Source organism: Sulfurimonas sp. (assembly GCF_028713515.1).
Classification (GTDB): Bacteria; Campylobacterota; Campylobacteria; order Campylobacterales; family Sulfurimonadaceae; genus Sulfurimonas.
Map to the genome: position 1 here is coordinate 120,466 of NZ_JAQTOD010000002.1, position 24,229 is coordinate 144,694.

26 protein-coding genes are annotated in these 24,229 nt (G+C 35.8%); 4 read left to right on the plus strand and 22 right to left on the minus strand.

The features are described 5' to 3' along the window. Positions 1-2: 2 nt before the first annotated feature. Both PHV22_RS04760 and PHV22_RS04765 read right to left on the minus strand, forming a co-directional pair. Positions 3-308, minus strand: a complete 306-nt coding sequence (locus tag PHV22_RS04760; protein ID WP_295022113.1) for a hypothetical protein — start codon at positions 306-308, stop codon at positions 3-5. 64 nt (positions 309-372) lie between these two features. Beyond that, on the minus strand, positions 373-1,614 hold the full coding sequence (locus tag PHV22_RS04765; protein WP_299946110.1) for a DEAD/DEAH box helicase: 1,242 nt from the start codon (positions 1,612-1,614) through the stop codon (positions 373-375). A gap of 246 nt (positions 1,615-1,860) precedes the next feature. Between PHV22_RS04765 and PHV22_RS04770 the strand changes: the two genes are divergently transcribed. After that, positions 1,861-2,604 (plus strand): 3'-5' exonuclease, encoded by a 744-nt coding sequence (locus tag PHV22_RS04770; RefSeq protein ID WP_295022111.1) that lies wholly within the window; start codon positions 1,861-1,863, stop codon positions 2,602-2,604. Between the two features lie 21 nt (positions 2,605-2,625). On the opposite strand, the gene PHV22_RS04775 is transcribed toward PHV22_RS04770, so the two are convergent. The 3 genes from PHV22_RS04775 to PHV22_RS04785 form a co-directional block, all read right to left on the minus strand. After that, the gene (locus PHV22_RS04775) at positions 2,626-4,269 is read right to left on the minus strand and encodes a methyl-accepting chemotaxis protein (RefSeq protein ID WP_295022110.1); all 1,644 of its coding nucleotides are present in this window, start codon (positions 4,267-4,269) and stop codon (positions 2,626-2,628) included. Between the two features lie 135 nt (positions 4,270-4,404). After that, complete coding sequence (locus PHV22_RS04780) at positions 4,405-5,679, minus strand: Na+/H+ antiporter NhaC family protein (protein WP_295022108.1); 1,275 nt, start codon at positions 5,677-5,679, stop codon at positions 4,405-4,407. A 148-nt stretch (positions 5,680-5,827) separates the two neighbouring features. Beyond that, the gene (locus PHV22_RS04785) at positions 5,828-6,451 is read right to left on the minus strand and encodes an acyl-CoA acyltransferase (RefSeq protein WP_295022106.1); all 624 of its coding nucleotides are present in this window, start codon (positions 6,449-6,451) and stop codon (positions 5,828-5,830) included. 51 nt (positions 6,452-6,502) lie between these two features. Between PHV22_RS04785 and PHV22_RS04790 the strand changes: the two genes are divergently transcribed. Continuing rightward, the gene (locus tag PHV22_RS04790) at positions 6,503-7,222 is read left to right on the plus strand and encodes a L,D-transpeptidase family protein (RefSeq protein WP_295022104.1); all 720 of its coding nucleotides are present in this window, start codon (positions 6,503-6,505) and stop codon (positions 7,220-7,222) included. On the opposite strand, the gene argS is transcribed toward PHV22_RS04790, so the two are convergent. The 9 genes from argS to rpsB form a co-directional block, all read right to left on the minus strand. After that, complete coding sequence (gene argS / locus PHV22_RS04795; protein WP_295022103.1) at positions 7,219-8,820, minus strand: arginine--tRNA ligase; 1,602 nt, start codon at positions 8,818-8,820, stop codon at positions 7,219-7,221. The genes PHV22_RS04790 and argS overlap by 4 nt on opposite strands. Positions 8,821-8,823: 3 nt before the next feature. After that, positions 8,824-9,072: a twin-arginine translocase TatA/TatE family subunit gene (locus PHV22_RS04800; protein WP_295022101.1), complete on the minus strand. Its 249-nt coding sequence runs from the start codon at positions 9,070-9,072 to the stop codon at positions 8,824-8,826. A gap of 89 nt (positions 9,073-9,161) precedes the next feature. Then, positions 9,162-9,785 carry a guanylate kinase gene (gene gmk / locus PHV22_RS04805; protein WP_295022099.1) on the minus strand — a complete coding sequence of 208 codons (624 nt, stop codon included), beginning with the start codon at positions 9,783-9,785 and terminating at the stop codon, positions 9,162-9,164. After that, the gene (locus PHV22_RS04810) at positions 9,785-11,194 is read right to left on the minus strand and encodes a hypothetical protein (protein WP_295022097.1); all 1,410 of its coding nucleotides are present in this window, start codon (positions 11,192-11,194) and stop codon (positions 9,785-9,787) included. Before PHV22_RS04810 ends, gmk begins: the two co-directional genes overlap by 1 nt. 48 nt (positions 11,195-11,242) lie before the next feature. Beyond that, positions 11,243-12,007 (minus strand): flagellar biosynthetic protein FliR, encoded by a 765-nt coding sequence (fliR, locus tag PHV22_RS04815; protein WP_295022096.1) that lies wholly within the window; start codon positions 12,005-12,007, stop codon positions 11,243-11,245. Next, complete coding sequence (locus tag PHV22_RS04820; protein WP_295022094.1) at positions 12,007-12,651, minus strand: ABC transporter ATP-binding protein; 645 nt, start codon at positions 12,649-12,651, stop codon at positions 12,007-12,009. The genes fliR and PHV22_RS04820 overlap by 1 nt, the downstream gene beginning before the upstream one ends. Before the next feature lie 18 nt (positions 12,652-12,669). Then, a complete protein-coding gene (locus PHV22_RS04825; protein WP_295022093.1) occupies positions 12,670-13,866 on the minus strand; it encodes an FAD-dependent oxidoreductase in 1,197 nt (398 codons plus the stop codon). Between the two features lie 124 nt (positions 13,867-13,990). Continuing rightward, complete coding sequence (tsf, locus tag PHV22_RS04830) at positions 13,991-15,055, minus strand: translation elongation factor Ts (protein WP_299946120.1); 1,065 nt, start codon at positions 15,053-15,055, stop codon at positions 13,991-13,993. Positions 15,056-15,057: 2 nt separating this feature from the next. Next, on the minus strand, positions 15,058-15,822 hold the full coding sequence (gene rpsB, locus PHV22_RS04835; RefSeq protein WP_299946123.1) for a 30S ribosomal protein S2: 765 nt from the start codon (positions 15,820-15,822) through the stop codon (positions 15,058-15,060). A gap of 339 nt (positions 15,823-16,161) precedes the next feature. Here rpsB and PHV22_RS04840 point away from each other — a divergent pair, with 339 nt between their 5' ends. Then, positions 16,162-17,841, plus strand: a complete 1,680-nt coding sequence (locus PHV22_RS04840; RefSeq protein WP_299946125.1) for a DUF3373 family protein — start codon at positions 16,162-16,164, stop codon at positions 17,839-17,841. A gap of 66 nt (positions 17,842-17,907) precedes the next feature. On the opposite strand, the gene bcp is transcribed toward PHV22_RS04840, so the two are convergent. The 8 genes from bcp to mqnP form a co-directional block, all read right to left on the minus strand. Then, positions 17,908-18,378 carry a thioredoxin-dependent thiol peroxidase gene (gene bcp / locus PHV22_RS04845; RefSeq protein ID WP_295022087.1) on the minus strand — a complete coding sequence of 157 codons (471 nt, stop codon included), beginning with the start codon at positions 18,376-18,378 and terminating at the stop codon, positions 17,908-17,910. Positions 18,379-18,392: 14 nt separating this feature from the next. Further along, positions 18,393-18,965, minus strand: coding sequence for a cytochrome b/b6 domain-containing protein (locus PHV22_RS04850; RefSeq protein ID WP_295022086.1), 573 nt, complete (start codon positions 18,963-18,965; stop codon positions 18,393-18,395). A gap of 169 nt (positions 18,966-19,134) precedes the next feature. Next, a complete protein-coding gene (locus tag PHV22_RS04855; RefSeq protein ID WP_299946128.1) occupies positions 19,135-19,599 on the minus strand; it encodes a DUF420 domain-containing protein in 465 nt (154 codons plus the stop codon). A gap of 3 nt (positions 19,600-19,602) precedes the next feature. Further along, the gene (gene murG, locus PHV22_RS04860) at positions 19,603-20,622 is read right to left on the minus strand and encodes an undecaprenyldiphospho-muramoylpentapeptide beta-N-acetylglucosaminyltransferase (RefSeq protein ID WP_299946131.1); all 1,020 of its coding nucleotides are present in this window, start codon (positions 20,620-20,622) and stop codon (positions 19,603-19,605) included. A gap of 6 nt (positions 20,623-20,628) precedes the next feature. Then, positions 20,629-21,792 carry an FtsW/RodA/SpoVE family cell cycle protein gene (locus PHV22_RS04865; protein ID WP_299946134.1) on the minus strand — a complete coding sequence of 388 codons (1,164 nt, stop codon included), beginning with the start codon at positions 21,790-21,792 and terminating at the stop codon, positions 20,629-20,631. A 5-nt stretch (positions 21,793-21,797) separates the two neighbouring features. Continuing rightward, on the minus strand, positions 21,798-22,313 hold the full coding sequence (locus tag PHV22_RS04870) for a hypothetical protein (protein WP_295022079.1): 516 nt from the start codon (positions 22,311-22,313) through the stop codon (positions 21,798-21,800). Next, complete coding sequence (locus tag PHV22_RS04875; RefSeq protein ID WP_295022077.1) at positions 22,310-22,831, minus strand: hypothetical protein; 522 nt, start codon at positions 22,829-22,831, stop codon at positions 22,310-22,312. Before PHV22_RS04875 ends, PHV22_RS04870 begins: the two co-directional genes overlap by 4 nt. Next, positions 22,828-23,688: a menaquinone biosynthesis prenyltransferase MqnP gene (mqnP, locus tag PHV22_RS04880; RefSeq protein ID WP_295022345.1), complete on the minus strand. Its 861-nt coding sequence runs from the start codon at positions 23,686-23,688 to the stop codon at positions 22,828-22,830. Before mqnP ends, PHV22_RS04875 begins: the two co-directional genes overlap by 4 nt. 193 nt (positions 23,689-23,881) lie before the next feature. On the opposite strand from mqnP, the gene PHV22_RS04885 reads away from it, so the two are divergent. Further along, the gene (locus PHV22_RS04885) at positions 23,882-24,223 is read left to right on the plus strand and encodes a hypothetical protein (protein WP_295022075.1); all 342 of its coding nucleotides are present in this window, start codon (positions 23,882-23,884) and stop codon (positions 24,221-24,223) included. Positions 24,224-24,229: the final 6 nt, after the last annotated feature.

Consider the following 24,229-nt stretch of genomic DNA (forward strand, 5'->3'; position numbering starts at 1 on the left):
GATTAGTTGATTGGTGGTCGCTGAAGAACGAGTTTGCTTATTGAGGCTAAACTATCTCTAAAGAAGAAAAGTTCTTTTTTTTTGGAGATAAATACTATTTTTAGCTCACTTATAATTGGGACCGACAAAATAGTGTGAATATTATCATGGATTTGAAAAGTAGCACCGATATTTGTACTAGTATGTTTTGAGCAACAGATTTCATAATTGGTATCATAGTTTTTATCTTGCACAACATAATCATGTGCAACAAGAAAGGAAAAACTTAAAAGTAGAACCAATATTATTTTAAACTTTACTCTTTTCATAGTAGGCATTATATACACTATTGTTTATTTGATACTTAAAAATATAGACTACAAATTTCTCTAGTTAATTCACAGAAGCTTTAGCAGCCAATTCTCTGGCTTTATCTTTTTTACTTTTTCCTTTGCCTTTTATAGGTTCTTTGCCTTGCTCTTTTATTGGAGTCTCTCCACTAAGTTCAAAACCTGCAATCTGCTCTCTCTCTAGCTTAACTCCAGAGCGTTTTTCTATAAGAGAGAAATGCTCTTTATCTTCATGCCCGATAAAAGATACCGCAACTCCATCTCTGCCAGCTCTTCCTGTTCGCCCAATTCTGTGAATATAATCTAGCGGTGAGCGAGGAAGGTCAAAGTTTACAACGCACGATATCCCATCGATATCAAGCCCTCTTGCGGCGATGTCCGTAGCAAACAGAATATTTATCTTTTTAGCTCTAAAGCGTTCTAGCGTAAAGATTCGCTCCTCTTGGAGTAAGTCGCCATGAAGTGAATCTGCTAAAAAACCATACTTCTTAAACTTCTGCGCAATATTATCAGCGGAGCGCCTATTTGCCATAAAAACAAGCGCTTGTTCCCACTTTTCACTACCCAGCAGATACCGTAGTAGCGGACCTCTATTTTCACGATTTACCAAAATTGCGCGCTGAAGTATGCTCTGCACAGCAACTTCTTTGCCAGAAGATGAGATGTGGAGTGGATCTTTAGTGATTTTAGATGCAATAAGTTGCATTTTTGGAGGATAAGTTGCAGAAAAAAGAAGATTTTGACGCTTTAATGGTAGCTCTTTTAAAATAAGATCAAGCTCCTCTGAAAAGCCCAAATCAAGCATTCTATCTGCCTCATCAAGAACAAAAAAATCAAGGTGCGATAAGTTCATCTGTTTTTTAGTGACGATGTCAAGCAATCTTCCAGAAGTTGCAACCAAAATATCGCAACCTTGCTGAATATCATAAAGCTGATTACCGATACTCTCTCCGCCGATAATACTAAGAACTTTTGGTTTTCTATCTAAAAAGACTCCAAATGTAGAAAATGCATCAGCTATCTGGATGGTTAACTCACGAGTTGGAGTTAAAACTAGCACTTTTATCTTCGCTTTGCCCTCTCCAACTTGCTTCAACCATAGTTCTAAAATAGGCAAAATGAAACTAGCACTCTTCCCACTTCCTGTCTCAGCCCTGACTATGATGTCGTGCTTTGCTAGAACAAGAGGAATTACCTCTTTTTGTATTGGCGTAGGCTGCGTAAATCCACGATGCTTGAGTGCTTTTTGTACAGGAGATGAAAGTCCTAGTTGTGAAAATGACATTTAAAACTCCTGTTTTGATAATCTTATTTTATACGAAATTCAATTAAATATTGATGTTACGCGCTAAAGCAAATAAGGCTCCTGCATAAGAGTGAAAAAGTTAAGGGTTTTTCTTTATAATTTGAGATTGTATTGAAGTTCTTGCAAAACCAAAGAACAGACCTGCCAAGGCTTTGCTTTGCTGCAAAATCGTTCGCTTAGTTTTTTATTTTTACAAGAAGTCTATTTAAAAACAGGATGGTAAATTTGGCAAAAAGATATATTATTTTAGATACAGAGACAACCGGTGTGGATGAAAAAGATAGAGTAATCCAACTCGGCTTTATGGTTCTTGGAGAAAAAGAGGTGGAAGTTCAAAATGAGTTTTTCAGCTCTGATGTTCCTATAAGCATAAAAGCAATGGAGACCCATGGAATCACGCCAGAGATGCTCGAGGGCAAAGCACCATGCAGAGAGAGCCAATCATATAAAAGACTTCTTGAACTAAATATAAATGACAACTATCTCATCATCCACAATGCCCCTTTTGATATAAAAATGCTTGAAAAAGAGGGCTTCAAGACGCAAATGAGAGTTATTGATACGCTAAGAGTTGCAAAACATATATTTGCAGACGAAGAGGCTCACAGACTTCAATATTTTCGCTATAAAATGCAACTCTACAAAGATGAACAAAAAGAGGCGGATACGCTGGGTGTAGTTGTAAAGGCTCATGATGCAATTGGAGATGTTTTAGTTTTAAAACTATTTTTATCCAGATTAAAAGATGAAGTCGCAAAACAATTTCCACATGATAATCCGGTCGATAAAATGGTTAGCTTAACAAATACTCCAATTCTCATAAGCTCATTTAAATTTGGAAAATACAAAGGCAAAACTCTTCAAGAGGTAGCAGCAAGCGATACGCCATACCTAAAATGGATGCTTGCAAACATGGAAAATCTAGATGAAGATATGCGTTATTCCATAAACAGTGCTTTAGGAGTTTAAGTAAATCAATGTAATATTTAGTTAGGTATGAAATTTTTGAAGCTTATTGTTAAGTTCAGCGGTATTTATACCAATACCATTCGCAACATTAGTGATTAAGCTGATACTATCTGTATTTGAGCAGGCAATAGCATTAATGGAATCAATTTTTGATGAGATTATACTCATCCCTGCTCCAATATTTATAAGCCCCATATTTGAATCATGGACACTTTTTGTAGCAATACTCATTAAAGACGAGGATGTTTTAATTATGGCTTGAACATCATTGGAATCCTTAGAAACTATTAAGATTGAACTAGTAGATTTATCCATTTTAAAACTAGTAGTAGTAATGGCATCTACAATAGTGCCAATGGTGTTATTTATTTGAGACAAACTATCTTGTGTGCGCTCTGCTAATTTACGAACTTCATCTGCAACAACTGCAAATCCTCGACCGTGATCGCCAGCGCGCGCAGCTTCAATTGCTGCATTAAGAGCCAACAGATTAGTCTGATTGGCAATATCTCCAATAATATCAAGAACTCCCTTAACCTCTTGTGCGCTAGAAGATAGGATTTTTAAGTCATCTGAGAGCAGCTTCTGTGTTTGGGCAACAGCTTGAATGTCTGTATTCATTTGAGAAATTTGATTACTTGCTTTTGCGAGATGGTTAGACGCCTCGCCAATTTTTATATTTGTATCGTCCGAGGCCACTGAAGCTGAGTGGACAATATCTTGCAGGGTAATGATCTGCCCATGAGTTTGTGATATATCCGATGCACTCTCTTCTAGTCGATCTTTAATGACTTCGCAAACTTTATTTAGTTCTTGGGCTGAAGAGATACCGTTATGAGAAGAAGATTTCATGCCATTAACTATTTTTTGCAGCTCATCCATTGAGTCATTCATATCTTTTGCAGCAGTTGAAAGTTCATCTTCTCCGCTTGAATCTATACGCTCAAGCAAATCTCCAGACCGAAGATGTTGCGCCATTTTAGTCAAATTAGCAATTTTTTTGAGTAAATATTTAGTAATAAAATGTAAGACAGTATGGACAAGTACCATGCCTAGCAGAAAAATAACAGTAATGAGAAAAAGAGTCTTCTTAAACTCTTTTTGAGCCACAAGATAAAGGTTATTTGCATTCGTGATTTGAAGCTCAATCAAACCGTCCAACTCTGCACTTGCAGGAGCAATACTGTATGGAAAATCACTTTGGAGTAGATCAAGTATGCTCATAAGCTCTTTTTTTTGTATTGCCTCTTCTAGCAAAATAATCGACTTATCGGCACGATTCATAATCTCTTTAGCTTTTAAAAATTGCTGCATTTCCTGTGCAGTCATTACACCCTTGGAATATATATTCCATTTTGTCGTAAAAAGATAATGCGATTTTTGAACAGAGTTAAGGGTTGACTCATAATTCCCAACTCCCTCGGATAGATTCTTGGCGTTTAGTAAAATATCTTTATCAAGTATGTTTTTACAAAAGCGAAGGTTCTGCAGAGGCTGGAGACTCTGTGTGTGAATTGTATTTAAAGAAGCGTTAGATAAAAAAATACCAATAACCCCAATAATGATTGCTACAAAAGCAAAAATCTGAGCCATAACAACAATCAAAGTAATTTTCTGTCGTATTGAAAGGCGAGCAAACAGTGATGATGATTTTTGAGAAACCATAAAAGAACCTTTATATAAAAAGTTCAGAAGTTTAAATACTTATGGTTACGATAGAATAACATCAAGTGTGGACAATTTAGAATGCCGAAGAATCAAAGTGACTTCTTCGTTAAAAATAAACTAAAAAATAGTCTGCTAAGAGATAAAACTAAAAACTACAAATAGCACTAAAGCAACTGCTCCGCTTATAAGTGCGTATGGCAGTTGGGTTCTTACATGTTCCATGATGTCACAATCACTTGCCATAGCGGATATGATAGTTGTATCTGAAACTGGTGAGCAGTGATCTCCAAAAACACCGCCAGAGATTACAGCACCAATACAGAGAGCAATATTTGCATCCATAGAAGCAGCCATAGGAACAGCAACGGGCATCATAATGCTAAATGTGCCCCAGCTTGTTCCGGTTGAAAATGAGATAATAGCGCCAATTAGAAAAATAACCGCTCCAAGCATATAGACACTAAGGTTCTCATTTGCTAAAGAAGAGAGATAAAGACCTGTTTTAAGTGTAACCGTACTCTCACCAAGAGCAAAAGCCAAAAGAAGTATAAAAGCGATTGGGACAAGCGTAACAGCTCCGGAAAACGCCGTTTCACCCCACTGTGTAAAACTCATATTTTTTGTACCGATGAAGTAAAAAAACATAAAAACGAGTGTGGCAACCATTGTGTAGAATATACTGCTTGAGCCACTGCCTTTAAGCATATCCCCATCTCCTGTGATATATAAAAAAACAAACACCAAACCGACCATAAGCGTTATAGGAATTAGCATTAAAAACATGCTTGCCGGTTTTTGAGAGAGCATCATCGTCTTGTGTGGCTTGAGCGTGGCATTTTTCATAGCACCTATGTCAATGTTATACCAGATAGACACAAAAGTGACAACAAGAGCACTCATAGCATAAAAGTTATAGAGTACCGAATCCATTAAAATATCTATACCGTTGCCGCTAATTTGTCCTAATGAAATCTGAGTTGCTATAAGCCCCAAAAGAAGTGCGCCCCATCCATTAAAAAGTATAAGTGAGCTTACGGGAGCAGATGTTGAGTCGCACACAAAAGCAAGCTTAGCTCGGGGGACTTGATACTTATCGCACAACGGTTTTCCAACGGCACCAGCCACAAGCGATGTTATGCTTGATTCTACAAAGATTATAACTCCAACAATATAGCTAAGCATAAGAGACGATCTTGCGTTTGTTACAAACGAGTTTTTATTGTCAACGAAATCAACAAAACCCTCAATTCCACCGGACTTTTCAATAAGTGCCATGATACTTCCGACCAAAATAGCAAAACCCAATGTTTTGAGTATCCACATTTGAGACAACAGCGATAAAAAGAGTGAAAAAATTGATTTAAGAGAGGCAAAAAATGTAAAATCGTTTAAGACAAATTGAGCCAAAACTATACCGCCAAGAAGAGCAACAAGAACATTTCTCAGGTAAAGCGCTAAAGCGATAGCAAGAACCGATGGGAGAAGAGAGAGATATGTAGGTTCTATAAATGACCCCTAAAAATAGGGATTATTTTTTGTGGTTCATTTGTGTGTATCAAAACTCATAAGCCAATAAGATTAGACCAGCTCTTCCAAATTTTTCTCTATATAGCTCACACTCTATAGTCTGAATCTCTTTAAATCCAAGCTTTTTATAATAAAGAAGTGTCTCTAGTGAGCCTATTTCTACAATGGTTTGAACTATGCGATAGCCTTTTAGTCTTGCGCTAAGGAGGCTTTTTTGCATCAATGCCTTAAGTACGCCAACATCCACAAAACCATCAAACTCTTCCATAAAATCAAACATAAGCGTTCTTTTGTTTAGTTCAAAATTACAACTATTTAAAATCTCCATAAACTCTGATTTTTTACTATCTACACCAATCTCTTCAAGAGCATCACAAAGCATCTGTCTTGTAGCGATTCTGGGCTCATAACTACACAGAGTACCAACGCTCTTTCCATTCATCTCAGCAACTAAAAAGTTACTAAAATGACAACTACTTTTTGCATTAGTTGTTGTTAATTTCTCTAAATTTTTCAGGGTTTCTTTATTATCTGATGCGCTAAATATCAAATCGTATAAACCGAATTTTTTCTCAGCCCTAGAGCTCTTTAAAATCATTTCTGCTAAAAATGGTGCATCTTCACTTTTAGCATTTCTTATGTTTATACTCATATTGGTTCCATTATTAATCTCGTTCAAATTATAGTAATAGTAACATACTTTATGGTAAAAAGTTTCTTAATTATTGCATTTGTTCAAATGTTTCTATATGCTAGCTCACAAATTATTTTAGTCGTGAGTGAAAACATAGATTCTAAAAAAGCAGTGCTAATGAGTTTTGAAAACTCAAAAGAGGTTTTTGCTCCATTTGATGTAAATATTGGCTTAAATGGACTAGCCTATGGCGTTGGAGAGATAGAGATAGGGCAAGAACAAGATGAACCACTAAAATATGAGGGTGACAAAAAAGCACCTTTAGGAATTTTTTTGCTTGATAGTCTGTTTGGGTACGAAGAGAATAACCAAAGTAAAATGCCTTATCAAAAGTCAGACAAAGAGCTTATTTGCATTGATGATACAGACTCAGAGCAATACAATAAAATTATTAGGGTTGATTTTACAAAGCCGGAAAATATCCCAAAAAGCTTTGAGTATATGAGACGGGATGATGGCCAATACGAGTTTGGAGTAGTTGTTTTACACAACAAAGAGCAGTTTAAAGGCCGAGGTTCTTGTATATTTTTACATGTCCAAGCATCACAAAATGCACCTACTAGCGGATGCACTTCAATGAGTCTAGAAAATATGAAAAAAATTGTTGGTTGGCTAGATAAGAGTAAAAATCCTATCTTAATTCAAATAACCAAATCAAGACTAGATGAGATTTTAGAACTATTTCCAGAGCTAAAAGGCTATGCTGGATTTACTAAAAAAGAAGACTAGATTGTCTCCTCTTCTTTGCTCATATAATCTTTTGCCTTTATACCCATCAAAGAGAGTCCTACTCTAAGAGAGAGGGCAACGAGAGTTAATAGTTTTAAGAATTTTGCTTCATCTTTCGTTCCAATAATTCTGCAATCGTAGTAAAATTTATGTGTTGACGCAGCTAGAGATTTCAGATACTCTGGGAGTTTTTGAATCTGTCTTGAAGCAAAAGCATCTTCTACTATTTCAGGAAGTAAAAGAGCATCAAACATCAAAATATCTGCATTTTCATCAAGATTTTTCAGTGTTGCTGACATAATCTCATCTTCAGTCAAACTACTTTTAGAGATAACTGTTTTTATCCTCGCGTGAGCATACTGAATATAGAAAATTGGATTTGAGCTATCCTGTTTTTTAAACTCAGCTAAGTCAAACTCTAAAGCAGTATCACTTTTTTTAGAAGCAAATATAAATCTAAGCGCATCAGAACCTATCTCTTCGACGATATCGCTCATCAAGATAACATTACCCGCTCGTTTGCTCATCTTGTATGGTTCGCCATCTTTAAGTAGACTAACCATCTGCGACAAAAGTATCTCAAGTTTGTTGCCGTCGTAGCCTAAAAACTCAACAGATGCTTTTACTCTGGCAATATAACCATGATGATCAGCACCCCAAATATTGATATAGTGATCATAAGCCTGCTCAAACTTTTGGTTGTGATAAACTATATCTCCTGCCAAATATGTTGGTCTGCCATCTTCGCGGACAACAACCCTGTCGTTATCATCACCCTTTTGAGTAGATGCTATCCAAATTTTGTCATCTTTTTCATAGATGCCACTACCCATCTTTACCATAACCCTATCCCAGTCGGCATAAAGTGATGATTCGTTTACAAAATTGTCAAAGAAGATATTTGTATCTGCCAAATCTTTAGTAATAATCTCCATAACGCCATCTTTAGCCCAGAGAGCTAGCTCTTTTTGGCGAGACTCATCACTCAAAATTTCTTTACCAAATCTACTTACTGCTTCCTCTGCTAATTTTGTAAGATACTCGCCACGATAGTAGCTTTGCGGATACTCTACACTCTCTTTTAATATATTTTCACGACCATCAAGTTGGATTGAGAGACCAAGCAAATCAATCTGATTTCCAGCATCATTTACATAGTACTCAGCCGTGATATCGTAACCCAAATGTTTTGCCAATCTATAAAGAGTATCCCCATAAACAGCGCCTCGAGCATGACCTATGTGAAGAGGTCCTGTAGGATTTGCACTAACAAACTCTAGAAGAATTTTCTCTTTTTTATCTTGCTTTGCAAACTCATCTTGGTTTTGTAGTGCCCATGAGGCATAATCATTTAAAAAATTTTCACTTAGGCGAAAATTGAGATACCCTTTTACAGACTCTACACTATTAAAAACATCAGATTGTTCAAAAGAAGATGCTAACTCATCAGAGATAGCCATTGGAGATTTTTTTAGCTCTTTCGCTAGTGAAAAAGCTATTGGGGTGGCAAAATGACCAAAAGAGCGATCTTTTGGCTTCTCTAAAACAACTTCACGACCAAACTTTTCGCGCAAAAGCGCCGATACTCGTTGTTTCAAAAGTTACGCTTGAGTTGTAGTTTTTGTAGTCTCAGAAGATGCTGTATCGTGATGTGCACCATTAACTTCTTTAGGTGTTGTTGTAGAAGCAGTTTTGATATCATCAGCGTCATTTGAATCACTCTTCATCTCTTCTTTGAAGTTTTTAATCCCTTTTCCTAGGCCTTTTGCTAGTTCAGGTATTTTTTTTGCTCCAAAAAGTATAACTACGATTGCCAATATTAATAATAACTCTTGTCCGCCGATTCCCATATCAAATCCTTCTATAAAATTAAGTCAAGATTATAGCCGTAAGAAGCTGTAATTTATCTTATCGTATATACATAAGTAACACTCAAGAATTATTCAACATCTTCCCAGTTTTGGACAAATTCATTTATCACATTATCTGGAATTTTCATTCTTGCTGCTTTTGCAATTATTCTTAAAATTTCAGCTGCTTTTTTAAGATCATCATTTATTAAAAGATAATCATATTCACTAATTCTTTGTATCTCTCTTTTTGCCATTTTAATTCGACGATCTATAACTTCTTGTGAGTCAGTTGAACGAGCAACTAGGCGTTTTTTTAACTCCGAGAGAGTGGGCGGAGAGATAAATACAGATGTTGTTATGTCACCAAGTCTATTATTGACAAGCGTATTTCCCTGCACATCTATATCAAAAAGGACCAACTTGCCATTATTGAGTGCTTCTTTTACAGCTTTTAGCGAAGTGCCATAATAATTGCCATGTACAAGAGCATACTCTAGAAAATTTTCTTCTTTTATATCTTTTTTAAACTCTTCTTCGCTTACAAAATGGTACTCAACACCATCTGTTTCGCCATTTCTAATTTCACGAGTTGTTGTTGAAATAGAGAAGTAACAATCTCCAATATCATTGATAATTTCTTTCAATAATGAACTTTTTCCAGCACCACTAGGACCAGATAAAACCAGTATTGCACCTGATTTCCAATTCACTATTTTCCGCCTAAAGTTATATTAATGCTTATTTTCATGCCCTTCAAAGAAGCGGCTACATTTTCATTTGAAAGAGCGCTCAGAAGTTTTTTTAATGATTCCACTCCATTACTATCGTCATTCTCATCCTCTTCTTCTATTGTCTCTTCATTTTCCATCATTTCAGACAAATCCTGATCTGACTCTTTGTTGTCTGATAGATCATCTGCTATCTCTTCTATTCCTTGTATTTCATCTTCACTCAACTCTTCGCCAATTGCAATTTTAAAGTCTCTACTAGTTAATGAATTTAAATCAAATAAAATATCTTCATCTATCTCACTCTGCAAATCTTCTTCGCTCAAATCTTGCATGGCTTCCTCTATTTTAGATTCTATATCTTCAGCTGCCTCGTCATCTTCCATATCCTCTAGGTTATCTTCGAATGCCTCTGTTTCGCTATCTGTCTCTAAAGACTCATCAATAAACTCTTCATCATCTTCAAAACTTAGCTCATCTTCTATTTCATCTTTCTTTTCATCACCAAGAACAACTTCTTCCGTTTTGTCTTCAAAATTATCTTCGTCATCTTCAAATAACACTACTCCTTGCGTAACGCTCTCTGGCTTATCAACTAATTCTTCTTCAAGCTCTTCATCAAAATCAAAACTATCTTCTAAATTTTCTTTAGCTTCTTCTATCTCTTCTTCATCATCAAAATCTAATTCAAAATCATTATCTTCTTCTTTTTCAGTCTCTTTAAGAAGCGTTTGCACCTCTTTTAGATCATCTTTGTCAAGTATTGAAGAGATATCTTCTCTTGACTCATCACTGCTAAAATCTATTTTATTACTTTGTACATCATCAAAATCATCAAAAGCATCCAAATCTTCTAGTGTCTCTGACTCATCAAGAGCATCGAGCTCATCCAGAGTCTCCAACTCATCAAAAGTATCCAAATCATCTATTGCTTCTAGCTCATCAAAGCCACTGTTTTTAATCTCTTTTGAGTACTCATCCACATCAAAATCATCTACTATCTCATCTATCTCATCCGAAACAATACTTTTGGCTATTTGTTCTGCTGGTTCATCTAAGGCAACAACCGTAACGCTTCTACTAAAGCCTATAAACAACTCAACCAAATCGGTTGGTAAAAAAGGTTTTTTTAGTGTGGCAGTAAAAGATTCAACCGGTTCTGCATTTCTTGAACATATATATAATGATTTTTTAAACTCTACTCTAGCATTTAACTCATCCATATTTTCCTGTGAATAAAGTGAATCATCGACGACGACGAGATCATATTTATCGGAAGAAATTTCATCGATGCTTTCGACGACATCAAGCTTATCTGAGCTTTTTTGTGCGCTAAGCGTCACTAATTTAGTTACGACTGGATTGTTGTTTAAAAGCAGTATGTTCATCATTAAGTTCCCTTTGGAATCCCTATTTTGACATTATTGTATCAAAAAAAACTAAAAAAGTATCTCTAAAAAATTAAATGCAGCAAGCATCTGAGTCTTTAAAATCAGCATAGTTGCGCCTAGAGTTGTGATAAGTATAACGAATGCAACTGTTATTTTTATAGGAAAACCTATAACAAGAAGGTTAAATTGTGGCATAGTTTTCATAAGCATTCCAAATATCACATCAGACAAAAGAGATAGTGCTGTGATAGGGAATGCTATAACAAAACCAACCATAAACATATTTGCTGTCGCACTCAAAATATAATTGAAAAGGTTTTCGCTCATCACAAAACCACCAAGTGGAACTTTATGCAAAGACTCTTCTATAAAAAGGAGTATCCAGTGGTGCATATCCATTGAAAAAAGAATCATCAAAGCCATTAAAGATAAAAACTGTGAGATAATCGGCATAGAGACACCAGACTGTGGATCTATGGCGCTTGCCATCGAAAAACCCATCATAAAAGATATTTGGCCTCCGGCAAAAGATATAACATTAAATGCAAGTTGCAACACAATTCCTACTGCTAAACCAAACAGTATTTCGCTAAGTATTGCGATAGCTATGCTTGGAGTTGTTATTGGAATATTTATTACCGGCATTGAAGAGTAAAAAACTATCGCAAAGAAAAATGCCATAGCCGCTTTTAGGCTCGGAATAATTGAGTTGTGAGAAAATATAGGAGTGGCTATAAAAAGTGCAGCAAATCTAAAAAAAAGTAGAATAAAACCAACTATGTATGCCTCACTAAAAACATGTGCCCAATCCATTATTTGACTTTTATCAGCTCTCTATTTTCAAGTCTATAAACTTTATGACACTTAAAAGCTAGCTGTTCATCATGAGTAACAAGCACCATGCCGGCGCTATTTTCTTCTATATATTCAAAAAAAATATCCATAACTTCACTTGCAGTTATTTTGTCCAGATTTCCCGTTGGCTCATCAACAAATAGTATCTTTGGTTTTTTAGTTAGCACTCTAGCAATTGAGACTCGCTGCTGTTGTCCGCCGGAGAGCTCTGTTACCTTTTGATTTATAACCTCATTTATATTTAATCTCCCAAGTAACTGCGCGTCAATATCTTGACATGAGAGAATAGAAGCTACTTCAAGGTTTTCAAGCGCACTAAACCCCTTAAAAAGGTAGTGGGATTGAAAAACAAGACCTATATCATCTCTCTTTATGTCTGCTAATTTTTTTCTATTTAAATCCTTAATATCACTACCAAAGAGAGATATGGAGCCACCGTTTGGGATTAAGAGAGTGGATAAAATATGTAAAAGAGTGGATTTACCACTTCCACTAATGCCAATAATTGCTATAGACTCTTTTGCCTCTAAATCAATATTAACATTACGAAATAATTCATATTCAAATGTGTGAGATAGGTTTTTTGCGGATAATAAATTCATGAAACGATTATAGCAAATTTAACTACAAAATATCTTTTTGCATCCTCTATGTGAGCGAATATCCAACCTTTTAGCATAGATTTTCTCAACTAATTTTTTTAGAATATAGGCAAAATAACCGCTAAAGTAGAGATCAAAAATCTTTGACGCAGCATAATTTCTTCCAAGTGCAACTAACACGCCACGAGATTTTATACTGTGTTCAACTAATACTCTGCCATATATTAAATTTTCTATATTTTTAGCACATATCTCCGCCATCTGTTCTGCTGTATCTGCGGTAGGAGCAACTATTCTGTCATTGTGATAGATCGTTGTACAATCTCCTATTGCAAAAACATCGCAATATGTCTCTGTTTGTAAAAATTTATTTGTTGCTATGTATCCAGCGCTATTTTTTTGTAAATTAAGATTATAAACCAAAGCACTTGGCTCTATTCCACCTGCAAAAATTAAAAAATCCATAGGTATAATTTCACCGCAACTAAGCTTAACGCTATCTTTTGTTAGTTCAACAACTTTTCTATTGTTTTTAACAACAACTTCCAAATCATCTAACCTCTTTGCCGACTTATGCACCAAACGCTTATCAATTCCCTTTAGTATGTGCTCGCCGGAATTTACTATCATTATATTTAGTTTTCTACAAATAAAGTTATTGTTGCTATAAAACTCTCTGGAATAAGATGCCATTTGAGCCGCTATCTCAACCCCACTAAGTCCACCTCCTGCAACAATAATATTTAAAGCATTGCAACTAGTGCCATTTTCTTCTACTCTATTAAACAGAGACATTTCAAATTTTTGTTTAAAGTACATAGCACGATAAAGGGCTTTTACGCCGTATCCATACTCTTTAAGCCCTATAACATCTGGTAAAAACTTAGTACGAGAACCAACTGCAATAACTAAATAATCGTATCTATATCTCTGAATAGGGGTAATAATTTTTTTATTTGTAAAATCAATGTTCGTAACATCTTGTTTTATGAATGTTACATTATTATCGAAACCACTGCAAAAAGTAAAGAGATCAACACTTACATGAGCAAAGTCCTCTTCGTTTGCAATTAAGTCATAGACATCTGTTTGCATAAAGTGATATGAATTCCTATCAAATAAAACTATCTCATTTTTAGGATTTTTGGCTAATTTCTCAATAGTTCGTAAACCTGCATAGCCACCACCAATTACAACAATTTTATTTTTATTCAAAAGTAGCCCTTTGGATTATTTGAAAAAATTATATCTATTTTTTATTATTTTGAAGTGAATTTTGAATTATCTGATTGTGGAATATAAGAACTGTGGGGAATTGTGACGAGTTAAGGGAAATCCCTTAACTTATTTGAGCTGCAACTTCAGCAGCGAAATTGTCGACTTTTTTCTCTAAGCCTTCACCAACTTCATATTTGATAAATTCTACTAACTCAGCCGTTCCGCCATGTTTTTCTGCTTCTTTTGCGATTGCCTCTGCAACGCTCATAGAGTCATCCATTACATAGTTTTGGTCTAGTAGCGCAAGCTCTTTATCTAAAGTTGTGTTATCAGCGATAAAACGAGCCATTTTCCCAGGAATAATATTTCCCCAGATTTTCTCAGGTTTACCCTCCGACGCAAGTTCTGCCTTGATTGCATCTTCTGCTGTTTTTAAAACATCAGGAGTTAGTTGTGACATTGAAATATATAATGGAACATTTTTCAATGGTTTTTTCAAACGACCAAGCTCTTCATTTTCTGTCTTAATAGCTTCGATGCGACCAATAGTTTCAGCCTCTACAAACGCAGGATCAAAATCTTTTGATGTAAGAGTTGTAGGTTTCATAGCTGCTGCGTGCATTGCAACATTTTTAAGCATTGGAGCAAGTGCTGCTGCAACTTTTGCATCACTACACTTTGCAGCAACTAAAACTCCTATGCGTCCATTTGAATGAACATAACCATTAACACAACCATTTTCAGCTGCATTAAGAGTTATGAAGCGACGAACTACAATTTTTTCACCAATGCGTGCAACTTGAGCACTGAAATATTCAGAGAAAGTATCAGTCTCGTACGATGACTCATTTAACTCTTCAACACTGCTTGATTTAGTTACAAAAACTTGTGCCGCTGTGTTATTAACAAGGTTTATAAAACCATCATTTTTTGCAACAAAGTCAGTTTCAGAGTTAATCTCTACAAGTGAAGCCGATGTAAAAGTATCTGAAACTTTAAGACCTAAAAGTCCCTCAGCAGCGATACGGTCAGCTTTTTTAGCGCTTTGAGCCATACCACGATCGCGTAACCACTCTTTAGCTTTTTCCATGTCGCCATTAGATTCACTAAGAGCTTTTTTACAATCCATCATTGGTGCATCAGTTGCCTGACGCAAATCTTTTACCATTCCTGCTGTAACTTCCATAATTACGCTTCCTCTGATGTTTTTTCTTCAAACGATGCTTCGCTTAACTCTTCTGTAACTTCTTCAGAAGCAGCAGTTGAACCACCATTAGCTAGTGCTTTACCTTCGTTTATAGCTTCTTTCATCTCATTACAGAAAAGTTGAATGGCACGGATTGCATCATCATTTCCAGGAATTGGGTAAGTGATAAGGTCTGGATCACAGTTTGTATCAAGTGGAGCAACAACTGGAATACCTAAACAACGAGCCTCTAAAACAGCGATGTGCTCTTTTGCAGCATCCATGACAAAAAGCATATCCGGAAGCTTTTTCATATTACGGATACCGCCAAAATATGACTCTAATTTCTCTTTTTCACGAGAAAGCATTAACGCCTCTTTTTTAGTTAAAAGGTCAATTTGTCCATTTGCTTGCATCTCAGAGATGATGTCAAGTTTACGAATAGATTTTTGGATTGTTGGAAAGTTTGTAAGCATACCACCTAACCATCTGTTATCTACATAAGGCATATTACAGCCAATAGCAGCGTCTCTTACTGAAGCACTTGCTTGCTTTTTTGTACCAACAAAAAGAACGGTTTTACCTTCATGTGCAGCATCTACAACGATTTGGTAAGTGTTACGGAAGTAACGAAGTGTTTTTTGTAAGTCAATAATATGAATATTTTTACGAACACCAAAAATATATTTTTTCATTTTTGGATTCCAACGACGAGTTTGGTGTCCAAAGTGAACGCCACATTCCAATAAGTCTTTCATAGTTACCATATAAGGTCCTTTAAGGGCTATTTTTCAAGCCAGAAATTTGTCAGTTGTCTTCGGTAATATCTGGCAAATCTACACCTAAAGAGGGAGTTGCACTGACTTATGATACATACCTGTCTAATATTTTCATCATTAAAACGAAGAAAAATCTCGGAATTATAGTTAAAATATATTTAAGGCTAGCTTTTTGTATACTGTTTGTGTGCCTATATATAATATATTTTTATAAAAAATAGAGCCTTCTTAAAATAAAATTTATATTTTCTTGGTATAGTGTTGTGAGAATAAAATTATAAAAAAGTATTATATAACTAAAAATACTTTTTATCATAAGGAATGAAAATGAATAGACCGCTTCTGCTATCTCTAACCGTAGCATCGTTACTTGTACCAAACTTAAAAGCGCAGTCAATGCTAGAGAGATTTGACGCTATGGAAAAAGAGCTTAACAGGCTAAAACAGGAAGTTGTAACACTCAAAGCTTCCAAACAGACAGCAACAACTACTTCAGCAAAATCTATTGCTCCAACTAAAGTAGCCAAAGAAGATGACGACGAAGATGATGAAGATGAGCCTAAAAAAACGACTGTTGTTAAAAAGCAAGATGGCGATAAGCAGCCTACTGTTGCAGACAAAGAAGGAGATGATAAAAAGCCACTAATCATGGCTAAATCCAGCAAAAAAGAGCTTGATGAACCAACTATAGAAGAGAGACTTGATGATATTGAAGAGAGCATCTCTGATATAAATAGAAATACATCTGGAAACCATGTTAAATTCAATCTTGATTATAGATTTGCGATTGAGAACATGAACTATAAAATGGCAAATGGGGATACACACAAGAACAACGCGTTTATGACGAATAGACTCTGGATGAATATGGGCTATCAAGCTACAAATCATCTAAGTTTTAGTGCTCAACTCGCATACAATAAAGCATTTGGCGCTCGTTCAGGCGCATCGGATCCAGCAAATGCCTCACTTGACTCATTTGACTGGGTAGCAAATGAAAATGCTTACAATGACACATTAAGAGTTCGTTCAGCTTATCTTTTTTACAAAGATGTAGAGTTTATGGGACTTGATATTCCATGGACATTTAGTGTTGGTCGTCGTCCATCAACCAATGGTCACCTTGTAAATCTTAGAGATGATGACAAAGAAGCATCTCCACTTGGACACAGCATTAATGTTGAGTTTGATGGAGTCAGCTCACAATTTATGTTAAACAAAGCTACTGGAACCTACATAAAGTTTTGTGCTGGACGAGGTATGAGCAACGCTGCTCCAAAATTTTCATCAACTCCTTATGCTGATGTTAACGATGCAACAGCAAACGCGGGCATAGACTTGTTGGGCCTAATCTTTGTTCCGTACGACAACAAACAGTATTCCATAGCTACACAATACTACTATGCAAACAATCTAATTGATGTAAAGAATGCGGCAGATTACACTCAAGGATTTAACACAGTTGGCGGTATGCATAGTGGAACTATCAACTTTGTGGCAAAAGGAATTGGTAATAAGTGGAACAAATTTTTAGATGATACAACTCTATTTTTTAGTGCCGCTATGAGTATTACCAATCCAAACGACAACAATGGTGTCAGCAATGGAATGTTAGGCTCAACAGAGAGTGAAGTAGGAACATCCTACTGGGTTGGCACACAGTTTCCATCGCTTCTCACTAAAAACGGAAGATGGGGTCTAGAGTATAATCATGGTAGTAAATATTGGAGAAGCATAACTTATGGTGAAGATACAAACATAGGTTCAAAACTTGCAGCTCGCGGTGATGCTTATGAAGCTTATCTTACAGAGTATTTAGTTGAGGATATTCTCTCTCTTCAACTTCGTTATACATATATAGATTATAAATATAGTGGAAGTAATGGGTTCTTTGGAAATACTACGGGTACACCTATGACCATGGAGCAAGCAATTGGCGCTGGAATGGGTGGCAATATTGTTGACAAAGCACAAGATATCCGTCTTTATCTTCGCTATAGATTCTAATTTTAACTTATGCTAAAAGATCTACTCTTTTAGCATAAAGAAAATCTTGCTTTTATAGTCAAAAAATTAGCTTTTAGCCAGCTCCTCTAACTTCTCTCTCACCTCTTTAGCGTGATCTTTTACTTTGACCTTCTCCCAAATCGCTTTAATTATGCCATCTGGATTTATGATAAGAGTTGTACGAGAGATTCCCATATACTCTTTACCGTAGTTCTTTTTTAGTTGCCAAACACCATACTCATGCAGCATTGTTTTACTTTCGTCACTTAAAAGAGTTATGGATAAATCTTTACTCTCTATAAAAGCTCGGTGTCTTTTTGTACTATCTGCACTAACTCCTATGACTACAGCATTGAGTGCACCAAAGTCTGAAGCTGTATCGCTAAAGTCACACGCCTCTGTTGTGCATCCAGGGGTGTTATCTTTTGGATAAAAATATAGCACTATCCACTTTCCTTTTAAGTCTCTAAAACATATCTCTACATCATCTTGATTTGGCAGACAAAACTCTGGTGCCATACTTTCTAGTTTTATCATGTTCTATTCTACCTTTAAACTTTTTTTCCATTTATCATAGTTGAAATCAGACCATTTTCTTCTGTTGCATCTGCAATCACAACTCCTGCAATATGTAAAGGAACAAAAACCAATATAGCAACATAAATACTCTCGTGCATCTCTTTAATATTTTCAACAAGCTCTTTAGTGATACTAAGTACTTCATGAAAATGTATAGCAAGACCACTCACACTCATAAAAACAATTGCTCCATAAAAAAGGCAATATAGTACTCTTACTGCTTTTTTATGAAGAGTAAGTGAGCCAAAACTCTCTCTTTGGCTATTGTCTATAAAAATTAAAATAATTCTATACACAACCAAAAATGCAAGTGCATAGCCAAAAATGATATGCCACTGCCACATATTTTCACGAAGCGCCTTTGCCAAAATGGTCGCATCTTCTATGGTAATATCATTTCCCATATCAGAGAGCTTTGTCATCAAAAGCTGAGCATTCTCTTTTTTGTTTAAAAATGTCTCTCTTAAAAAAACAGTTCCAAGCATAATAAGAACAACAAGCGCATTTAGCCAGTGCCATAACCTAAATTTTAAAGTGTATTTCATCTTAAGCTCCATTTAGTTGATTTAGTTGATATTATGCACTTTTATAAAAAGTTCATAAATAGACCTAATGATTCTCAAAAAACTTGTTTTTCGTGGCTTTAGGGGGTTGGAATGGACTATGCGTCCCTCCCACTAAAACGGACTTATTTGCTTTAGTGCATAATATCAACTAGTATACAAACATCAAAAAATAGACCCATATACCAGTCAGGGATGTAAGAACAACTCCTGAAAATGTTATAAGTCCAGCTTTTTTGTGCTTTTTTGATTGTAGCATTTTCTTGGATAAAAAGATGGTAGCTGCCCATAAGAAAAGTGTTATTGAAGATATAACAATATGAAAAACAAGAACGACAGAAGCGTAACTATGCGAAACACCGCTGCCCTCCATAAAAGAGTTAAATCCACCACTTACTCTAACTCCATACTCAAAATATGTCAGCACAACAACAGAAAAGGCAAATATAAGTATTTGAAAAAAGATGTGAGTTTTATACTGCTTTTTTCTGGCAAACCATATAGCAGTTGCTACTAGAAGTGGCAACAAAGAGACTATAAATGTTACCATATCCATAAAAAATGGTGCTCTGGTGTTAAAAAAACCTTGATGAAACATATACTCTAAATGGTTCAAAATCTACTCCTCTTGTGAAATGAGATCTAAAATCATCTTTTGTGCTACGGCTTTTTCTGAGTGTTCTTGAAGTGCCATACTTTTTTGTGAAAGATTTTCATGTAAAAGTGAAATAAAAAGTGACCTTATATCTGAGTCCTCTCTTTGGCACCATCCCATATTGTTATCGACTATAAATCTTGCATTGTAATATTGATGGTCGGACGCAGCATATGGATATGGGATAAAAAGAGCAGGCAAAGCATTTGCGCAAAGCTCCCAAAGAGTGCTTGCACCTGAGCGACTAATCGCCAAATCAGCTTTTGACATCAACTGTGGCATCTCTTTCGTAAAGGCATATAGCTCAACCTCAACACCAAGCTCATCATACGCTTTTTTCACTCTATCAAAGTCTATTTTGCCTGTTTGATGGATAATCTTAATCTCTAAATCTTTAAGCTCTACTGCAACACTCAAAGCCAAATTATTTATACTTTTTGCCCCCAAAGAGCCTCCAAGAAATATAACCGTTTTTATCTCTTGCCTTACTCTAGCGAGCTCAAAAAAATCCTCTTTTACTGGGTAACCTTTGATTGGCGAACTTTCATCATATGCACTTATAAATCTTTTACTAAAAGGTTTTAAAAGTGAATTTAGCCTCCCCTCAACCGCATTTTGTTCATGTATAAACAGTGGGATTCCTCTGCTAATGGAAGCAAAAGATGCGGGTGCTGCAGAAAAGCCACCAACGCTGTAAGTGGCTCCTATGCCATGTTTTTTTAGAAGTTTTCTTGAGATAAAAAAAGCTTTTATGACTCTCCAAAGTGCTTTTACTTTAGCAAAGCCCCTTTGGTTTACAACGCCCGTAGTATTCAAAAAATAGGTGTGCGCAAATGAGTTGTGAGAACCAAAGTAGTCTCTATCTTGTCCACTTGTTGAGCCTATAAAAATCACCTCAAGTCCATTTTCAACAGCAGCGTTAGCAAGAGCTTCTGCGACTGCCAAATGTCCACCAGTTCCGCCGCCCGTTATACATAACTTCATGTAAAATTACTCCATTTTCGCTTTTTTTGAAGCCATCAAAATCATCCCTATCCCAAAAGACGCCGCCATAACAGCTGAGCCTCCATAACTTAAAAATGGAACAGAAATACCTTTAATTGGAGTAATTCCGCTTATACCATAAGCATTTACTAGAAATGCAAATGCTAAAAGAAGTCCAATGCCTATGCTAAAAAGGTATGTTGATGTACTTCTTGTACGGTTTGCAATTTTAAAAATCCTCTGCAACATCCACATAAAAAGAAGCGTTACAAATAAAATCCCCATAAAACCAAACTCTTCAGCCAAACCTGCTAAAACAAAGTCTGTGTGAACCTCACTTAAAAATCCAAGCTTAAAGGTTCCATTTGCAACACCAGTACCAAAGAGTCCTCCATTATGGATAGCATTTAGCGAGTGTCCAATCTGATAAGGTTCAACTTCTGTCGGAACCCTAAGTGCGGTTGCTAATCGCGCCGGAAGCATATCTAAGACGCTATTTTGCGCCAATGCCCACCATGATTTTATGCGTAATATTCTATGTTCTGCTGTGAAGATAAAAAATAGGAAAAAGAGGAGCGCACCCAAAAGGAGTGAGAGGAAAAATCTAAAACTGCTTCCTGCAAACATAAGCATAAACAAAAGAGTAAGCCCAAGAACAACAACTTGACCTAAATCGTTTTGAACAAATGCTATAACAAACATAGCGCCAATAAAAACGATTCCATATGGAGCAAATCTTATAAACTCCTCTTTTATTCCCATATCGCCGTGGTGGCCAAGTTTTCTTGAGAAACTCCATGCTAAAAAGTAAACAAACCCAACCTTAAAAAACTCAACTGGTGCGAGTGAGAATCCAAAAACTTTTATCCATCTCTTTGCTCCACCAACTGCCGTAACCAAAAAATCTGGCAAAAATGGCATTATAATCATAAGAAATGCAGAGCCTATAAAAAGTGTAAAGCCGACAGGGGAGAGATGTCTATCTGGGTCACCTTGGGCTAAAGACCACATTATAAAAATACTTATAGTCCCAAAAATAAACTGTCTAATAGCAAAGTGAAACTCACCAACTCCACTAAAAATTGTAAAATATACGCTTAGGGAGTATGTCAAGAGAACACTTATGCCAATCAAGACACAAACTAACGCAAAGAGCTTTCTATCCGCCACTGCTGTTACTTAATCTTATTTATTTTTAGCACAAATTCAACTTCTGCTTTGGATATATGAAGCTCTCTTGAGATGCTGTCAAGATCAATACCTCTCTTAAAGAGTGAGATAACTTTTTCATCATCTTTTGCATGTATAGAAGTTGGAAATGATATCTGCTTAACACCACTCTCTAAAGATGAGATTCTTGATTCAATCTGCTCATCAATCTTAAGAACACTATCTTCTAGGCGTTTTAGTCCAACTGCAAGAGGCTTTACCATATCATAAACAGTTCTCTCAACCTCTTGATAAATATCTTCATCGCTCATTCGTCCAGAACCTATTTTTATGCTCTCCTGCGTCTCTGTTACTTTTTTCTTTAGATAGAATATTTCTCTATTTAACTCTTCTGTTAGTGATGCAACTGTGCGGATATTTTTGCTATATTCTGAATCTTTTGTATAGACATAGTAGATAAGATACAAAATTATAGCCGACATAACAACTATAAGGTGCTCTGCTCCAACAGCTATATTCATCTTAAGTTCTCTTTTGCTTCACGAATAAGAGCTCTCTCTCTTGATGTAAGATAAGCACTCCACTCTCTCTCATCTCCGTCATGTATTTTAGTTATTTTTGCAAGGGATTTGTCCATAGCTACGAAGAAAATAGCTATATCTCTTTTTGGATAAGTTGGCATATCCACTCTGCCGTAGTAGCTCACACCCTCTTTAAAAATATCCTCTTTTATTTTGAAGTGTTCAAATCCAATAGATTCTATTGTTGTTGATTTTGCTAGTGGCACTCTTTTTGGCTCTTCATTTTTTAAAAATCTCTCTAAAGAATCAACTTTTCTATGAAGTTCAAGGATAAGATTAAGCAAAACTGGATCCGTTTCTGTTGTATCTCCTTTTGCCCTTGCTTGTCTTAACCAATGCGATATCGCGTTGTTTTCGCTATCGTTTAAGTGATGATACTCTTTCAAGTACTCATCTTCATTTACACTAACTTCACTAAAAAGCAAGCCAACGGGTGCTTCAACCAAATGAATATTCATGAAACCATCCTATCTATAATTATTAAAATAAAAAAAACTATCCCAAGATAGCCATTTACAGTAAAAAAAGCACGATCTATCTTTGTGAAATCTTTTCTAACAAGATAGTGCTCATAACTCAACATAATAGCGCTAAGAATAACCGCAGTGTATGCAAAAATCCCAAGATTTGCCATCCAAACAAACATGGCCCAGAAAAATATTGTCGAGATGTGGAACAAGGATGAGAGAAGAAGTGTTATGCGCGCGCCATATTTTGATGGAATCGAATGCAGTCCTTTTTCTCTATCAAAATCCATATCTTGAAGTGAGTAGAGCAAATCAAATCCCGCAACCCAAAAAACAACGCCAAGACTAAGCATTACAGACCAAGGTGTTACCTCTGAGAGGACCGCCACAACTCCAGCAATTGGTGCTAATCCAAGCGATACACCTAGGATAATATGGGCTAAAGATGAAAATCTCTTAAAGTATGAGTAGCTCCCTAAAACTACAAGGATTGGAAAACTTAGATAAAAGGCAAGAGGGTTTATAAAGTAAGCAACGCCAATAAAAGCAATAGCGTTTATCGAGTTAAAAATTAAAATAGTTAAAGCACTTAGTCTTCCATCAACATTTGGTCTTGAAGAGGTTCGTGGATTTTGAGCATCTATATCTCTGTCGGCATATCTGTTTAGTCCCATAGCAAAGTTTCTAGCAGTGATTGCCGCTAAAATCCCTAGCAATAAAAGAGTAAAACCAAACCAACCATTCTTTGCAACAACCATTGCAATAAAGATAAATGGAAGTGAAAAGATAGAGTGTTTAAACATTACCAACTCGTTTAAATCTCTAAGTTTTTTGATAAATCCTTGCAAAATTGCCCTTGTTAAGTAGTTTATTGTTATTTTAGCCAAAGTTGATTTAAATTCTATAATTGAATGTGATTAAAAAAATCAAAAGTTATATTACTTTCATACTAGAAATAAAAAAACAGTGTTTATTTAAAATTATTGATATTTTTTAACATTTTTACATTACAATAGTCAAAACTATCTTAAGGAGTGTTACATGAAAATTCTACCTACTGTTTTATTGGCTTTAGCTGTCTCTTCTACTGTTGTTTTAGCAGAAGTTGTTACAACTACCCAAGAGCAAGTTAAAAGTGAGGTCCAAAATCGTTTTAAACAGATGAGCACTGATGAACTACTAGAAAAACGAGGGACAATAACTTCCAAACAAGAGCGAAATCAACTTCACGATGAGCTAATGAGTCGTCAAAAAGAGATGACAAAAGAGCAACAAGAGAAGTTTAATAAGCGTCCAGAAAATAGAACGCCAAAAAGAATGAACCAAAATTCAGGCGCTGGAATGGGCAGCGGAATGGGCAACGGTGGTGGCAGAGGTAGATAATTACCT

Bases quoted from the DNA above. Each gene is read 5' to 3' on its own strand.
- PHV22_RS04785 (WP_295022106.1), bottom strand. From the start codon at position 6,451: ATGAGTATAAACATAAGAAATGCTAAAAGTGAAGATGCACCATTTTTA.
- PHV22_RS04760 (WP_295022113.1), bottom strand. From the start codon at position 308: ATGAAAAGAGTAAAGTTTAAAATAATATTGGTTCTACTTTTAAGTTTT.
- PHV22_RS04870 (WP_295022079.1), bottom strand. From the start codon at position 22,313: ATGAATATAGCTGTTGGAGCAGAGCACCTTATAGTTGTTATGTCGGCT.
- PHV22_RS04775 (WP_295022110.1), bottom strand. From the start codon at position 4,269: ATGGTTTCTCAAAAATCATCATCACTGTTTGCTCGCCTTTCAATACGA.
- PHV22_RS04790 (WP_295022104.1), top strand. From the start codon at position 6,503: ATGGTAAAAAGTTTCTTAATTATTGCATTTGTTCAAATGTTTCTATAT.
- tsf (WP_299946120.1), bottom strand. From the start codon at position 15,055: ATGGAAGTTACAGCAGGAATGGTAAAAGATTTGCGTCAGGCAACTGAT.
- PHV22_RS04810 (WP_295022097.1), bottom strand. From the start codon at position 11,194: ATGATGAACATACTGCTTTTAAACAACAATCCAGTCGTAACTAAATTA.
- PHV22_RS04875 (WP_295022077.1), bottom strand. From the start codon at position 22,831: ATGAATATTCATTTGGTTGAAGCACCCGTTGGCTTGCTTTTTAGTGAA.
- PHV22_RS04800 (WP_295022101.1), bottom strand. From the start codon at position 9,072: ATGGGAATCGGCGGACAAGAGTTATTATTAATATTGGCAATCGTAGTT.
- PHV22_RS04820 (WP_295022094.1), bottom strand. From the start codon at position 12,651: ATGAATTTATTATCCGCAAAAAACCTATCTCACACATTTGAATATGAA.
- bcp (WP_295022087.1), bottom strand. From the start codon at position 18,378: ATGATAAAACTAGAAAGTATGGCACCAGAGTTTTGTCTGCCAAATCAA.
- rpsB (WP_299946123.1), bottom strand. From the start codon at position 15,822: ATGGTAACTATGAAAGACTTATTGGAATGTGGCGTTCACTTTGGACAC.
- PHV22_RS04850 (WP_295022086.1), bottom strand. From the start codon at position 18,965: ATGAAATACACTTTAAAATTTAGGTTATGGCACTGGCTAAATGCGCTT.
- fliR (WP_295022096.1), bottom strand. From the start codon at position 12,007: ATGGATTGGGCACATGTTTTTAGTGAGGCATACATAGTTGGTTTTATT.
- PHV22_RS04885 (WP_295022075.1), top strand. From the start codon at position 23,882: ATGAAAATTCTACCTACTGTTTTATTGGCTTTAGCTGTCTCTTCTACT.
- PHV22_RS04840 (WP_299946125.1), top strand. From the start codon at position 16,162: ATGAATAGACCGCTTCTGCTATCTCTAACCGTAGCATCGTTACTTGTA.
- PHV22_RS04765 (WP_299946110.1), bottom strand. From the start codon at position 1,614: ATGTCATTTTCACAACTAGGACTTTCATCTCCTGTACAAAAAGCACTC.
- murG (WP_299946131.1), bottom strand. From the start codon at position 20,622: ATGAAGTTATGTATAACGGGCGGCGGAACTGGTGGACATTTGGCAGTC.